Source organism: Bradyrhizobium sp. WSM1253 (genome assembly GCF_000244935.1).
GTDB classification, from domain to species: Bacteria; Pseudomonadota; Alphaproteobacteria; order Rhizobiales; family Xanthobacteraceae; genus Bradyrhizobium; species Bradyrhizobium canariense.
This window is the reverse complement of record NZ_JH600073.1, coordinates 6,602,074-6,615,820: the sequence shown is the minus strand read 5'-3', so window position 1 is coordinate 6,615,820 and position 13,747 is coordinate 6,602,074. Positions and strand designations below refer to the sequence as shown.

At 59.2% G+C, this 13,747-nt stretch carries 13 protein-coding genes; 5 read left to right on the top strand and 8 right to left on the bottom strand.

The window, feature by feature from the left end; translation table 11 throughout:
• Positions 1-15 precede the first annotated feature (15 nt).
• Together BRA1253DRAFT_RS32125 and BRA1253DRAFT_RS32120 are read left to right on the top strand one after the other, a co-directional pair.
• Positions 16-780, top strand: coding sequence for an outer membrane protein (locus BRA1253DRAFT_RS32125; RefSeq protein WP_007601234.1), 765 nt, complete (start codon positions 16-18; stop codon positions 778-780).
• 278 nt (positions 781-1,058) lie between these two features.
• On the top strand, positions 1,059-2,108 hold the full coding sequence (locus BRA1253DRAFT_RS32120) for a transporter (protein ID WP_007601233.1): 1,050 nt from the start codon (positions 1,059-1,061) through the stop codon (positions 2,106-2,108).
• Positions 2,109-2,319: 211 nt separating this feature from the next.
• Here the strand turns inward: BRA1253DRAFT_RS32120 and BRA1253DRAFT_RS42210 are convergent, their stop codons facing one another.
• The 4 genes from BRA1253DRAFT_RS42210 to BRA1253DRAFT_RS32105 form a co-directional block, all read right to left on the bottom strand.
• Positions 2,320-2,853 (bottom strand): HdeA/HdeB family chaperone, encoded by a 534-nt coding sequence (locus BRA1253DRAFT_RS42210; RefSeq protein WP_007601232.1) that lies wholly within the window; start codon positions 2,851-2,853, stop codon positions 2,320-2,322.
• A gap of 584 nt (positions 2,854-3,437) precedes the next feature.
• Positions 3,438-5,027, bottom strand: coding sequence for an IS66 family transposase (locus BRA1253DRAFT_RS32115; protein ID WP_007601229.1), 1,590 nt, complete (start codon positions 5,025-5,027; stop codon positions 3,438-3,440).
• Positions 5,028-5,096: 69 nt separating this feature from the next.
• Positions 5,097-5,450, bottom strand: a complete 354-nt coding sequence (gene tnpB, locus BRA1253DRAFT_RS32110; protein WP_007601228.1) for an IS66 family insertion sequence element accessory protein TnpB — start codon at positions 5,448-5,450, stop codon at positions 5,097-5,099.
• Positions 5,447-5,815 carry a transposase gene (locus BRA1253DRAFT_RS32105; protein ID WP_245285822.1) on the bottom strand — a complete coding sequence of 123 codons (369 nt, stop codon included), beginning with the start codon at positions 5,813-5,815 and terminating at the stop codon, positions 5,447-5,449. Before BRA1253DRAFT_RS32105 ends, tnpB begins: the two co-directional genes overlap by 4 nt.
• Positions 5,816-6,519: 704 nt before the next feature.
• Between BRA1253DRAFT_RS32105 and BRA1253DRAFT_RS32095 the strand changes: the two genes are divergently transcribed.
• Together BRA1253DRAFT_RS32095 and BRA1253DRAFT_RS32090 are read left to right on the top strand one after the other, a co-directional pair.
• Positions 6,520-6,993, top strand: coding sequence for a DUF2235 domain-containing protein (locus BRA1253DRAFT_RS32095; RefSeq protein ID WP_083869981.1), 474 nt, complete (start codon positions 6,520-6,522; stop codon positions 6,991-6,993).
• A 131-nt stretch (positions 6,994-7,124) separates the two neighbouring features.
• Positions 7,125-7,442: a hypothetical protein gene (locus BRA1253DRAFT_RS32090; RefSeq protein ID WP_007601226.1), complete on the top strand. Its 318-nt coding sequence runs from the start codon at positions 7,125-7,127 to the stop codon at positions 7,440-7,442.
• 421 nt (positions 7,443-7,863) lie between these two features.
• Here the strand turns inward: BRA1253DRAFT_RS32090 and BRA1253DRAFT_RS45600 are convergent, their stop codons facing one another.
• Complete coding sequence (locus BRA1253DRAFT_RS45600; RefSeq protein WP_051058478.1) at positions 7,864-8,124, bottom strand: hypothetical protein; 261 nt, start codon at positions 8,122-8,124, stop codon at positions 7,864-7,866.
• A gap of 313 nt (positions 8,125-8,437) precedes the next feature.
• Here BRA1253DRAFT_RS45600 and BRA1253DRAFT_RS32080 point away from each other — a divergent pair, with 313 nt between their 5' ends.
• The gene (locus tag BRA1253DRAFT_RS32080) at positions 8,438-10,174 is read left to right on the top strand and encodes a sensor histidine kinase (protein WP_007601225.1); all 1,737 of its coding nucleotides are present in this window, start codon (positions 8,438-8,440) and stop codon (positions 10,172-10,174) included.
• A 401-nt stretch (positions 10,175-10,575) separates the two neighbouring features.
• On the opposite strand, the gene BRA1253DRAFT_RS32075 is transcribed toward BRA1253DRAFT_RS32080, so the two are convergent.
• From BRA1253DRAFT_RS32075 to BRA1253DRAFT_RS32065, 3 genes are all read right to left on the bottom strand, one after another.
• Positions 10,576-11,211, bottom strand: a complete 636-nt coding sequence (locus tag BRA1253DRAFT_RS32075) for a response regulator transcription factor (RefSeq protein ID WP_007601223.1) — start codon at positions 11,209-11,211, stop codon at positions 10,576-10,578.
• Positions 11,212-11,367: 156 nt separating this feature from the next.
• Positions 11,368-11,994 (bottom strand): response regulator transcription factor, encoded by a 627-nt coding sequence (locus BRA1253DRAFT_RS32070; protein WP_007601219.1) that lies wholly within the window; start codon positions 11,992-11,994, stop codon positions 11,368-11,370.
• 65 nt (positions 11,995-12,059) lie between these two features.
• On the bottom strand, positions 12,060-13,253 hold the full coding sequence (locus BRA1253DRAFT_RS32065) for an ATP-binding protein (protein ID WP_007601218.1): 1,194 nt from the start codon (positions 13,251-13,253) through the stop codon (positions 12,060-12,062).
• Between the last annotated feature and the right edge of the window lie 494 nt (positions 13,254-13,747).

Genomic DNA, 13,747 nt, shown 5'->3' with positions numbered 1-13,747 from the left:
GATGGAGCAAAAAGAATGAAGAAGATTTGGTTGAGTGGCATGGCCTTGCTGGCCGTGAGCATGGCGGCACCCGCGTCAGCGGCTGATCTGGCTGCTAAACCTTATGTCAAGGCCCCGCCCCCGGTGATCGCGCCGATCTATGATTGGACCGGGTTCTACATCGGCGCCAACGGCGGTTGGGGACAAAGCCACGGCTGTGTGGATTTCGTGACGCCAGCAGGGACGGTCGCAGGTGGTTGCGCCGATCGCTCCGGCGGCCTCGCTGGCGGACAGATCGGGTACCGCTGGCAAACCAATCAGTTTGTGCTCGGCCTGGAAGCGCAGGGAGATTGGGCAGAAATCAAGAATACGCGCGTCAGTCTGATCGACCCGCTGATTTCGACAACCGGTAAGATTGACGCCATCGGCCTCTTCACGGCGCAGCTCGGCTGGGCGTGGAATGCCTCGCTGTTTTACGTGAAGGGCGGCGCCGCCGTGACGCGCAACCGATTCGATATATTCAACAACGTCACCGGGGTCGGCCTGGCATCGGCGGGCCACACGCGCTGGGGCGGCGCCCTTGGCGTGGGCTGGGAGTACGGCTTCACGCCCAATTGGTCGTTCGGTATCGAATACGACCATCTCTGGATGGGCCGTGATAATGCCGGCTTCGCAGGCGTAGTCACTCCCGGAGGGTTCGTCCTCACCGGCAGCGGCGTCAGCCAAGATGTGGATATGGTCACGCTTCGGTTGAACTACCGCTTCGGTGGATACGGCGCACCGGTCGCGGCAAGATATTGATCGCACCCACCTTGGCAAACCAAAGCCCCGGCATGCCGGGGCTTTTTTTGTGCTTATGAATCTTGGCGCTCGAGAAGCCGAGCATCTCCAGCGCAAGCACCTTGAGGGCTGCAACTGCGTCATCGCCCAAGACAATTGTCTCGAGCTGTTACCATTCTGTGACGCATTTTGACGTTGCTTGTGCCTAGTAGTGAAGGCCGTCGTAACCTGGGTCCTGCAGTTCGCGGAGCGCTTTGCTGTAACAGCGCTTGCTGCAAGTACTGCCCAGAGGTTTGCAAATGGGATCAAACAAACAGGGAAGCTGCGTCATCGACTATCTGGCGGTGGCCGCTCTCGTGCTTTGCGCTGATGTTTCGCATGCCGACCAGGGCGGTAGCTCATTCTGGTTTCCGGGTCAGTTTGCAAGTCTCTCCGCGGTGCAGCAGACACCGGGCTGGGCGCTCAGTGTCATCGATTACCATTCCAGCGTCGCCGCCGCGGGGAGTGCTGCTGCGGCCAAAGAGATCCTGGCCGGCAAAATCCCCGCGAACGTCAACGTTAATTTGAATCTGCGTCTGAACGGGCGGGCCGATCTGGTCGCCCTTACGCCATCGTATACTTTCGCTACGGCGGAGCTTGGCGGTCAGTTGGTCGTAGGTATATCGGGCCAGTACGGCAGAGCCGCCACTAGTATCGCCGGAACACTGACAGCGATAGCCGGACCGATTGTGGTGACGCGTACCGGAATGCTCGAAGGCTCGCTTACCTCCTACGGCGACCTCGCGCCCTTCGCGCAACTACTATGGAACCTTGGCGTCGACAATTACATGGCTTACGTCACAGGCAATGTTCCCGTCGGCGACTATGATCCGACGCGGATTCCCAATATCGGGCTCGGGCACGGCGCGATCGACATTGGGGGCGGCTACACCTATTTCGACCCGGCGGCAGGAAACGAAATCTCGGGCGTCGCCGGCCTGACCTACAATTTCAGGAATCCCGACACCCAGTACCGGAGCGGCATCGATTTCCACTTCGACTGGGGCGCATCGCACTCCCTCACTAAGCAGCTTTTCGTCGGCATTGTCGGATACGCCTACCAGCAAGTCACCGACGATTCCGGCCAGAACCCGATCCTCGGTAGTTTCAGGTCACGCGTTTTCGGTGTCGGTCCGCAAATCGGGTACAGCTTCCCGGTCGCAGACATGCAGGGCTTCCTTGGTCTGAGGGGATACGGCGAATTTGGTGCAGCGAACCGTCCGTCGGGATGGAACACCTGGCTAACGTTCACTATTTCCCCGTCCGCTCCCGCCGCCGTAGCCGCCAGGAAGCATTTGGTTGTGAAATAAATCGGTTCCGAACTGGAAGGTCGGCTGCGGTCGGCCGAGGTCTCAAATGAGTCAAACTGCGAAGAACTCCAAGCTTCGCAAATCTTGTCCGACATGCGTCACTGAGCGAACCTCGATGAAATGCGCCGCTACTTGGCTGACGGCCATCAACAGGAGTCAAACTAATACACGGCGCGCTCTGTTGCTCGCAAGCGGCGGGAGACTGGTCCAGCTAACTAGCTCTATTCTGAATGGCCGTTGGTAAAGTGCGGGATTTGTTCTTCTTGCAGTATGCGACGACCGCACTGGAGTTCCTCTGCAGGCGCTCGTAGTCCAATACACTGTTGCTTGCTGCTGCGTTGTAGTAGCCGCTCATGAAGTATCTTACAAAATCTTGATCCGCTGGACCGTATGCCAACCAAGTTCCGCAGGTGATCTTGTTAAAATCCAGCGTAGCGTTAGGCACGGCAGTTACGCCTATCGATTTTTCCAGCCCTACCATCACACTGGCATTCGGGTTGGACTGGCACCACCCTCTTACGTTTGTGACATTTGCCCGATGCAGGTCAAAATCAACAAACGTCCTCCGACTTTCATAACTAAACCAGCCGGTCATCCAAGCCGAAAATTTGCCCGACGGTGTAGCCGGCATGGCGAGATATTCGCTACAGGTGATGCTGCGAATGTCCGTCGTTGTGCCAAGCGCCTCACTGGCGAACGTTGGGGCGATTAGGACGAACGTAACGATACTGAACCTGCACCTCATTGTGATGACTCCCGTAACGAGTGACCGACAGACTAATCGCGATTTGCTGTCACAGGACCTGCATCCCGCGGCTCCAAAGAGTAATCACCCATAGTGGCAAGTGCCCGATTTGATCTAGATCAACCCACCAGGTAAGGAGGAGAGTCAGCCCGCTGCGCGGGACGCGATAAACTGCAAATCGTGTCACCGTTGTGACTGATGTCACGTGGAATACCGTCTTGCCAAACACGTTGCAATGCTGTGCTTCGGTGTGCTCCCTGCCAGCGGGTCCCCGCGGCATGTGCAGGTCGCTCATTGATATTTGCCGATCGGACATTGACTTGGCGATCGGTTTTGCAAGGGGCTTTGCTAAACATAAGCATGCCGCGTTAGGCCGCGTTTGTCCGTGCGCGGTGGCTCTGTCCACCGCCCAGGGAGCGGCTTTTCTCGCGATGCGACGACAATTGCGATCTGTTCTCATTCGCCGGCGGTAACTGGCCTAATGTAGCCGGTAATGGCAAAAATCGATTTGCGAGCTGCCTGCTTGATCTGCTTCAATTCTCTTCTGGCTATCGGACGTAAGCTGTAAGCGCTTAGCCGCAACCCTATTGAGGCTGGCTTGACGTTTTGCGGAATCGCCACGGCATGAGGTCTTTGATGCGGCTATGGGGATGGCCGTCGATGATCGTCTCGAGTGTTTCGGCGATGTAGGCGGCCGGGTTGACGTCGTTGAGCTTGCAGGTGGCGACGATCGAGGCGAGCAAGGCCCAGTTTTCGGCTCCGACCTCATGACCGGCGAAGAGCGCATTTTTTCTGGTCAGGCAGACTGGCCGGATGGCGTTCTCGACAGGGTTCGTGTCGAGCTCGAGGCGCCCGTCTTCGAGGAAGCGGGTCAGACCTTGCCAATGATTGAGCGCGTAGCGGATGTCCTCGGCGAGCGTCGAACCGCTGGAGATCATCGACAGCTGCTTCTCGAACCACATTTTCAAAGCGGCGACGAGAGCCAACGAATGCTCCTTTCGTGCGGCGAGCCGGATGTCCGGCGATGCACCGCGCACCATGGCTTCGATGGCGTAAAGCTGTGCGATGTGCCGAATGGCGGCCTCGGCGATCGGCGATTTGCTATTGCGGGCCAATTTGACGAAGCGTCGGCGCAAGTGGCTCCAGCAATGCACGAGCGTCCAAGGCCCTTGCAGTCGAGCGACTTCGGTCAGTCGATCATAACCGTCATAGGCATCGCATTGCAGGAAGCGTCCGCCAAAGCCATCCAGGAATTGCTCAGCGAAGGCACCGCTGCGACTGGGGGCATATCGGAACAGCACGATCGGCGGACTTGGGCCGCTGTGGCCGCGGTCGTCTGAGGCAATCGCCCAGAAGTAGCCTTTCTTCGTTTGGCCGCGCCCCGGATCGAGTACCGGCGCCTTGGTCTCGTCCATGAACAGCCGATCCGCCATGGCCAGGTGGTGGCGCATGTGTTCCGCGATGGGCTGAAGATGGAAGCAGGCGCGGCCGGACCAGTTGCCCAGTGTCGCCCGATCAAGCCGGATGCCCTGGCGCGCATAGATCTCGGCCTGACGGTAAAATGGCGTATGGTCGCCAAATTTGGAGACGATCACATGCGCGATGGCCGCTTCGGTCGGCAGCCCGCCGGGCACGACGTGCTCCGGTGCGTGCGCCTGCACGACGGGGCCGGAGCAGCGGCGACAGATGTATTTTGGGCGGCGTGTGACCAGCACGCGCCATTGCGCCGGGATCACGTCGAGGCGCTGGCTGACGTCCTCGCCGATCTTCGTCATGGCGCCGCAACCGCACGGGCAAAGCGTACTCGCAGGCTCGATGATCCGTTCCACCCGCGGCAAATGGGCAGGCAGGCAGCCGCGATTGCGATGAGAACCTTGATCCGGCGCGCTCCGCGATCGGCCCTTGATCACAGCCTCGGCTCTCTCCTGCGCCGCGTCCAGGATGCCTTGCGCGATCTCCACGTCTTCCAGCGGCAAGTGATACTGATCTGGCCGCAGCTTCTCGGACGTCGCGCCGAACTTCTCGCGTCGCAATTCGCCGAGAATGACCTCCAACCGACGCCGCGCCTCTTCCGACGTCGCCAGCGCCGCCTGATGTTCGCTCAAGGCCGCCTGCGTTTGCGCCAAAAGCGCTTTCAATTGTTCATTTTCGTCGCGCAGCGCCGCGATGCTCATGCGCTATTTCGAGCACATCGCCGCCGCGCGTGCCACATTCAAAATAGCTGCCGAGTCATTCTGCCGCAGTTATCCAGCCGCCTGGGGACGCCGCGCTTCTTCCGGGCGGACCAACCTCCAATCCAGCCCCTCGAACAGGGCTGCGAACATCGCCGGCGATATCCGTATCACGCCGTCTGCGATCGTTGGCCAAACGAACTTGCAACCTTCAAGACGCTTGTGCACCAACACCAGACCCGTTCGATCCCAGACCAAAATCTTGATCCGGTCCGCTCGTTTCGATCGGAACACGAAGGCTGCGCCGCTGAACGGGTCGAGACGAAGCATCTCCTGCACCTTCGCCGCAAGCCCATCGTGGCCACAGCGGAAGTCGATCGGCCGCGTCGCGATGTAAATCTTCAGATCGGCACCGGCCGCGATCATCGTGACGCTCGCATCGCGCGGATCACACGGGACAGCTGCTCGCCATCTATGGCTGTGTCCGTCCGCAGCACGACATCGCCGATCGAGATCTCGAGCTTGATCGCCGGAACCTGACGCTCCTCCAACGCACCTTCCACGACCAGCGGCGCGAATGTCGGCTGCGATGCATCGCGCGGCGGCAACATGCCTCGCTGTCGAAACCGCCGCCGCCAATCGTAGATCTGCCAGCGCGTCGCTCCGTGCTTGCGCGCCACCTCGGACACCTGGGCACCGGGTAACAGACTCTCGGCGACGATCCGAGCTCTCTCGGCTTCCGAACGTACGCGGCGCCCCGATGGTCCTTCAAGAACCTCCAGCCGGCTCACCGACCCCCTCGTTGAGCCGTCCAAATGGACGTCCTTTTTGCTGTCCAATCCCATCCCAAACCTCCGTCCAAGCCGGAGGCTTCTTTCGCACGTTCATTCGAATTCTGAAGCAAGGGTATCGGCTTCGCGCTTACCGTAAGCTAAGCTTCTTGACAGGAGCAACAGCAGTGCCAAGCGCAGAAAAGTGCCGAGAGTATGCTGCCGAATGCAACGCCAAAGCAAAGGAGGGGCGGATTTCTGCCCGCCGGTGCTCGGTACTAATGAATGTCGCCCGTAGCTGGACAGCGCTGGCCCACCAGCTTGAGAGCCTGACAGACATCGTCAAGGACGAAGCCAAGTGAAGGCTGCCTCGCTGGCCCGCACTGCGCCTCAATAACGAGCGACGACCGCATCCCCACCAAATTTGTACGATAGACGGGCGCGTACCACATCCAGTGTCTGACTTCCGCCCCTGTCCGCCGAACTAGGAGGGCTGGTGGAGATGGCAGTGAACTGGAGGTGTGCGCTACCGAAGTCGTAGTGCTGGTACTCAAAGCGACCGATCCAGTTGCTGCCAAGCAGCTTCGCCTTGACGCCCGCGGAAGGCGCCAAGTTGATCCCGCCGCCCTCGGCCACAAATATCTGGGCGCGGCGCTCGTGACCTCCGGCATTGCGCTACTGATCGGGTTGCACTGGCTAGGTGGCTTCCTTCAGCCGGTCTTTCCATGGTCGGCCTGGATTCTGAGCTACCTCGGCATCGCCACAGCGCTGATTGCTTTTTTCATGAACTATCTGAAGATCGCGCCATCTTGCCCGGTTATGGATTCTGGAAGCGCCTGCAGACGGTGCATTTCGCTCCGCCGAATCACAAATTCTACGACACGACCCTCAATCCGAGGGTGGGCTACGCTAAACATGCGATCTCGATCGACGAGAGCCGCGCCGATTTCAAGCGTGTCACCTGGTCGCCCACGGCCGAGAAGCAGGACAAACGAGACGTGCACGACAACCTTTTCTTCGAACAGGTCTGGTTTTCGGGCGTGCACGCCGATGTCGGCGGCGGCTATCTCGAGAACGAGGCTCGGCTCTCAGACGTCGCGCTCAACTGGTTGCTCGCCGGAGCTTCGCTCATCCCTGGCGGCCTGAAACGCGACGGCAGTATGCTACGGCTGTCGCCCAATCCGGCGGGTGCACAATGAGCAGGCGGGAGGCTTCCTCAAGGCCGGGTTCGTGACCTGCCGATCGACCCGGAGACGGAAGACTCGAGATCACCGATGCACAAATCGGTCTATCGGCGTTCGGAGCAGCGTCCGTTCTTCTCTACGATCGCATGGCGGCCTACCGCCCGGACAACATGAGGGTGCACGTCGACTTCAACCACTACTTCGATGGGAGCGCGGCGCAGCTGCCCCAATGCGCCGCCGATGACATTGAAAGGAAGTGGGAAGATGCCGCCCATGTCTCGGGCGGCTCTGACCCAGATGCAACATTGATGGAGCAGTTCTGTCGGGCGGCCTTCGAGACGCCTTTGGCCTCCGCGGAGACGAGGAGAGCACATCACAATGCCGAGAGTCGCCGCCCGGCCGTCAAAAAACACCGTTTGAAAAACCGTTTTAGTTCGGCCTTCTCAAACGGTTTCTCTCGCTAAGGTCTTGATTTAAATGGTGGGCGCACCAGGGCTCGAACCTGGGACCCGCTGATTAAGAGACACGCTACCGCCATTGGTTTCTCAAGCGAATTTTTCCAACTGGCCCAATATCCGATCATTGCAGATCAACGGCTTACAGCGAAAACCCCAACCGCGAGTGCGCTTGGGGTGGCGCATCACCCCGCTATCGTTCGCGTCATTCGAGGGTGGGTTCAGCATTTTGGAATTCGAGGTGCTTCCGCGCCGAAAGATGCGCACGCGCAATCAACGGTCGATTCCGACAGAAGCGTAGGCCTGCCGGTTGCACAATGATCAATCTAGAGTTCGCCGCGTTGAACATTCGAGCTTCTATGCTGGCTGATCAATCGGTCCAATCCATCATGGGCAAGTTTGAGCTAGCTCCGGCTAATACGGTCCATGCTCACAGTGCCGACAACCACGCCTGCGCACCTTCGGCCCACACTGGCCGATCGGCACCTGAGAATCGCTGGTTAATCGCAGACAAGACGAGGACTCGCTGCCCGCCAGCTTCCGCTTCTGGAGGCGTGCTCCAGCTTGGGACGCCGTCCGACTTCAGTTGCTTGAGCACGGCATCGAGATCGGTGGTCCGCGCTCCCGCCACTTTGCCGGCCGCCTCACGGATCCGATCCGCGGCCACGCGCCACGCCTCGCCCTGCGCCACTGCGGTGTCCTTACGCGTAGCCTGCTGCTGCTGGATCTGCTTGCCGGCGCTCGCGAAATGGGCCTTGATCTGCGCTTCGAAGCCGCTCCAGTGCTTTTCCAGATCCGACTTTCTGGTAGCGCTCTTTCGTCTGTCAATCGTCTGGTCGAGCCGTTACGGTTCCTGTTCAGTCGGAGAACGGAGCACTATGCGCTTGGCGGTACCATGGCGACCTTTTTTTGCGCGGATATTCACCGCTGCGCTGGCCATTGCATGGTTGCTGGCGACCCCGTGTCAAAGTCAAGCGGCTGGTCCAACGCCGAAACGGATTCTGATGCTGCATTCATACGGTCTTCGCTTCCAACCGTGGACCGACTATTCCGAGGCCCTTCGCGCCGGAATAAGCCAACGTCCTTTCGTGACCTTTCAGGACCATTCGCTTCTGAATGCCCGGGCGGCCAGCGACAAATCAGACGCAGCATTTGTCGACTACCTTCGTGCGCTCAACCATGATCAGCAGCCCGACCTTATCATCGCTATCGGCTCGCCCGCCGCGAATTTCGTGCAGGCGCACCGGAAGGACCTTTTTCCAACAACCCCTATGCTCTTCACGTTGGTAGAGCGTCGCCGGGTGGACCTCGACAAACTGACCGAATACGACACGGTGGTGGCGGTTGCCAACAATGACGTCGCTTTTTTTGATAACGTCGTGCGCGTCCTGCCCCAAACAAAGACTATCGCCATTGTTGTGGGAGCTTCGCCGGGCGAAACATTTTGGCGGAACGAATTGGCCAAATCCACCGCGCTGTTTGCCGACCGCGTGCAGTTTCGGTGGTACGATGAGCTTTCCTTTGAGGATATGCTCAAAGACGCGGCCAACCTCCCGCCACACAGCGCCATTTTTTGGCTTGGATTGACCGTCGATGCGGCGGGAGTGACCCATGAAGGCAACAGCGCGTTCTCACGGCTTTTTGACGCGGCCAATGCACCGATCTTTTTCCACGACGCGACCTTTTTCGGTAGAGGCATCGTCGGCGGTCCAATGCAGGTCATTGCCGGACAGGGCAAGAAGGCCGCGGAGGTCGCCCTGCGCATTCTTGACGGCGAAAGGGCCGGCGACATTAAGCCGACATTCGTCGTCCCGGCAGCGCCCATGTTCGACTGGCGACAAATGCAGCGCTGGGGAATTTCCGAGAGCCGTCTGCCGCCTGGCAGCACCATCTACTTCCGCGAGCCGTCAGTGTGGGAACGGTATTGGTGGCAGATCTCGTTGATCACCGGCGTTATACTTTTGCAAGGCGGGCTGATATCGACCCTGCTTCGGGAGCATCATCGACGTCATTTGGCGGAAGTGCAGTCCCGGCAACGCATGGCCGAACTGGCCCATGTTAATCGCTTCTCGACAGCTGGCGAACTGACCGCAACAATCGCGCATGAAATCAACCAGCCGCTCGGGTCCATTCTGACTAATGCCGAGACCGCGCAGTTAATCTTAAAATCTCAGAACCCTGACATTGCGGGGCTGGCCGAGATTGTTGACGATATCTTGCGGGATGACCGGCGCGCCAGCGAAGTCATCCGGAGGATGAGGAGCCTCCTTAAGAAGGCACCTTTCGAGCTGAAAAAACTGGATCTCAATGATCTTGTTCGTGAGACCATCGAATTTCTTTCGATGCTGGCCGTTGGACGAAAAGTGGAGCTGATTGAACAGATCATGCCGGAGGCGCTTCCGATCCTGGGCGACCGCATCCAACTTCAACAAGTCATTCTGAACCTTGTCGTGAACGCGATCGAGGCGATGAAGGACACTCCGAGCGAAAGCCGCATCATCAGCATCCAGACCTCGCGCGCCGAGGGCTCTGCCGAGCTGTCCGTGTCGGATTGCGGATCGGGCATTCCAAAAGACCAATTAAAGGAAGTCTTCGAACCCTTCTTTACTAGCAAAGCGGAAGGCATGGGCATGGGCCTGTCCATCGCCCACACTATTGTTGAAGCGCACCAAGGGACGATAGCCGCAAAAAATCGAGATCACGGCGGCGCAACGTTCACGATCAGACTTCCTCTTGTTTAATGGGCAGGATCTTCCCCGATCTGAAGTCAACGTCAGCGGTCCACGAGGCTCATGCAATTGTTCAGCTGCGCCTGATGCGGCTCCCGTTATCGGCAGCGCCGAGGAGGTTCGCCATGCATCCGAGGAAGCGTCTTTGGATCAAGTCAGCGACAGTTGCCGGGATTGCCACTGGCGTCCTGTTGGAGCTTGCGGGTCTCGCATTCAATCCCACGCCAGCAAAGGCGGGGCGTGTACTGCCAGTAAGTTGATATCCAGCAGGTTGCGTTGCCCGCGCAGGCGCCGTGCTCAGGCCACGGCCGCTGGCCGGCTCACATTGGATTAGCCCGCGAATGGAACAGCACAAGGCAGCCCAAGCCGACAGCCACCCACCGCTCGGGCATTCAGGACAACGGCGGAATCCCTCAGGGCGCCACGAGCTTCTTCCGAATGGCATAGCGGACCAGTTCGGCGGTGGATGACATCCCGAGCTTGCGCATGGCCGACGCCCGATGGGTCTCCACCGTCTTCACACTCAAGTTCAAGAGATTACATATCGATCTGTTGGTATGCCCCTCCGCAATCAGCTGGACGACGCTCTGCTCGCGTGACGTCAGCAGCATCTCCGACCTGCCCTGCTTGTTGAGCTGGTAATCACTCAGCAGCTTCTCTATCAAGGCGCTGGTGAAATAAGGCCTGCCGTCGAGCAGCGCCTCGATCGCCGAAATCAGATGCTTCTTGGCATCCGACTTGAACAGGAAGCCGCGGACACCCGCCAGAATAGCGTCCCTCAGCAGTTCCTCGTCTTCATGCATCGTCAGGATCAGTACTTCCGTATGCTGATCAAGTGCCTTTAGCCGACGGCTGACCTCCAACCCGTTCATCAGGGGCATCGAGTAGTCGACGATGACGACGTCCGACCTCGTTTCCAGAGCCAATCCGATGGCTTGTTCACCATTGATCGCTTCGCCGGCGACGATCCAGTTGGACTGCGTTTCGACGATCGCGCGAAGTCCCGAACGTACGACCGCATGATCATCCGCAATCAAGATGCGTTTCATGGCGCCGTTCTCGATTCCGGCCGCACCCCTGGAGACGCTCAGTGCGGCAAGGTCAGACGATCATGCCACTCATGGTTCTAAGCGCCATCCTGCAAAACCCTGAGCCTGCCACCGCGAATGTACCGACGTGGCGGTCCTCAAGAACATCATATGCTGTCATGCCTCGACCAGATGCGAACGAACAGCGTACCGAACCAAACCTGCGGTTGAGTTCACCTCCAGCTTGCGCATCGCGGCCGCTCGATGAGCTTCAGTCGTCTTGACGCTGAGGTTCAGGATCGCGCCAATGCCTTTGTTGCTGTAACCCTCCGCCACCAATTTGACCACAAGCTGCTCGCGTGGCGTAAGCCTCCGGCGCCCATCTGCGCCCTCGCCGCCGTGATCGAGCTCGTCTCGACAGCTTTCGCTGCAGAACCGCTTGTGCGCCAGAAGTGCGTCGACGGCCGCCAACAGCAATCTGTTAGCATCCGATTTCGCCAGAAACGCGCGGGCGCCTGCCTCAAACGCCTGCTGCGCCAGCAGACCCGACTTGTGCACCGTGAAGATCAACACCTCCGTCTGCAACGGATAATCCCTGATCTGCCGCGCGACCTCCACGCCGGTCATCCGCGGCATGGAGAAGTCGATGATAGCCACATGCGGCCGGCTTTCGATTGCCGCCGTAAGTGCCTTGCTGCCGTCGTTCGCCTCGGCAACGACTTCCCAATCCGCCCGCTGTTCGAGGACCGCTCGCAGGCCCGATCGCACCGCTTCGTGATCATCCGCGATAAGAATGTGTTTCATGGCAGAGCACTCCAATATCGTTACGCGGCAGCCACCCGCCACCGGTAACCTCTTCTTCTTCTTCCTCAGTGGGTGCCTGCTGGGGGCCTCACGGAGGTCGTCACCTTACGCCGGCTGCGCGCGCTCTTCGCCAGCCCACGCGGAAGCACTGCGCGCAGGATGGTGCCCGAGGGCCATGTTGCCTGATCGGAGCTGATGTCCAGCGCTCCTCCAATCTGCTCGAGCCTTGCCCTCATCGCCGGAATTCCAACGCCGATCGATGTTGCCTTTGCACGATGTTTGCCATAGTCAGCGCGGAGCCCCCGCCCATTGTCGTTGACCGTGAGCCGAAACTGGCTGTCGGTCGCGTCAATGACGATGCTGACTTTGGTCGCTTGCGCATGACGAAATACGTTCGTGAGCGCTTCCTGGACGATCCGGAGCAAGGTGCGCTGCTTCTCGTAAGGCAGCAGATCGACCTCGGGCACGATCCTCGTCGCTACGTGCAACGAAGTGCGAGCCGCAAATCCATCCGCGTAATTCTCAATTGCGGCTTTGAGCTTATCGTGCGTCAGATTGCGGGGATGCAGCAGATAGGAAAAGGCACGAATTTCCCTAAGCGCCTCGTCAATCGACGCATCGATCTCATCGCAGAGCCGCTCGGCGCTGGGCGGGTCGCTCATGCTGCGTCGGATCCGCATGAGGCCGAGGCTCGCCGCAATCAAATGCTGACACGTCGAATCATGGAGATCAGACGCAATCCGCTGCTGGATTTCCTCCTGAATGGATGCCAAGTCGACGTGGGCGTGGGTATCGTCCAGCGGTCTAGACGCTTCCTCGAACGGACCAGTGTGGGCCATACGATGGCTGCCGACTAGCCGGACCGCACGACCGGCCGCGGGGTCCATGACGGGAACGATCGTCGTCTCCATATTCTGACGTTGGCCACCAAACGCCAGACGATGGCGAACCCTGACCTCCTTCTCTTCGGCGAGACAGGCGCGTAGGGCTTGGCAGACGGGTTCGATGTCGTCGCTGCTCAAGCAATCAGAGACATCCAGCTCCCGGATAGCGTCGGCCGAGATGCCGAGACGCGACTCGAAAGCCGGATTAACCGTCTCATAGACGAAGCGTCCGCCAAGCGAAGCGCGCACCACGAAGAGAAACTCGGCTGAGCACATCCAGTAAAGGCGGTCGCTGGCTTCTTCGAAACCTAGCTGCAACCACCCCGTGCCGCTGGTTCGAACTGAGTCGGAGGCGGGAAAACTATGGGGCTTCACGGTACGCGCTCACTCTGCTGCGGGGCCTCCGACATTGAAGATCAATATCGGGAGTCGCCGTCCTGCCCTTCGGGCGAGTTCCATTGCTGGTTCAGAGTGCGGATGCCCTAAGGGTCTTCCAATTATACACTGTCTGGTTGATAGCACCACAAGTAGTATTCTCCTCAGATTGAAATCGCGAATCCGTGCGTGGATCTCAATAAGGGGTGCAGTATGCAACTTGTGCCAGACTGGGCAGCACTGGATTCAAATGAAATGCAACAGATGCTAAAGTATCGTAGAAAGCCTTCACGAGCTGCTTGTGTCGACAACAGCTCCCCAATGCGCAATCAGCGGCTTCCGAGACTCGTGAAGTCGTTCTCGGGTACCGCCACGGCAATCCGGCCGCACCTGCGTCCGTGCGCTACCGGGCTCCAACTCCGCTCGCGCTGGATTTCTTTTTCTTTCCTGCCTTCGCGCTCGGAGCGGGTTGTTGAGGCGGCGAAAGCACCAGC

Coding starts and splice junctions, on each gene's coding strand:
- BRA1253DRAFT_RS32125 (WP_007601234.1), top strand. CDS start 16: ATGAAGAAGATTTGGTTGAGTGGCATGGCCTTGCTGGCCGTGAGCATG.
- BRA1253DRAFT_RS32120 (WP_007601233.1), top strand. CDS start 1,059: ATGGGATCAAACAAACAGGGAAGCTGCGTCATCGACTATCTGGCGGTG.
- BRA1253DRAFT_RS42210 (WP_007601232.1), bottom strand. CDS start 2,853: ATGAGGTGCAGGTTCAGTATCGTTACGTTCGTCCTAATCGCCCCAACG.
- BRA1253DRAFT_RS32115 (WP_007601229.1), bottom strand. CDS start 5,027: ATGAGCATCGCGGCGCTGCGCGACGAAAATGAACAATTGAAAGCGCTT.
- tnpB (WP_007601228.1), bottom strand. CDS start 5,450: ATGATCGCGGCCGGTGCCGATCTGAAGATTTACATCGCGACGCGGCCG.
- BRA1253DRAFT_RS32095 (WP_083869981.1), top strand. CDS start 6,520: ATGGTCGGCCTGGATTCTGAGCTACCTCGGCATCGCCACAGCGCTGAT.
- BRA1253DRAFT_RS32090 (WP_007601226.1), top strand. CDS start 7,125: ATGGCGGCCTACCGCCCGGACAACATGAGGGTGCACGTCGACTTCAAC.
- BRA1253DRAFT_RS32080 (WP_007601225.1), top strand. CDS start 8,438: ATGCTGCATTCATACGGTCTTCGCTTCCAACCGTGGACCGACTATTCC.
- BRA1253DRAFT_RS32075 (WP_007601223.1), bottom strand. CDS start 11,211: ATGAAACGCATCTTGATTGCGGATGATCATGCGGTCGTACGTTCGGGA.
- BRA1253DRAFT_RS32070 (WP_007601219.1), bottom strand. CDS start 11,994: ATGAAACACATTCTTATCGCGGATGATCACGAAGCGGTGCGATCGGGC.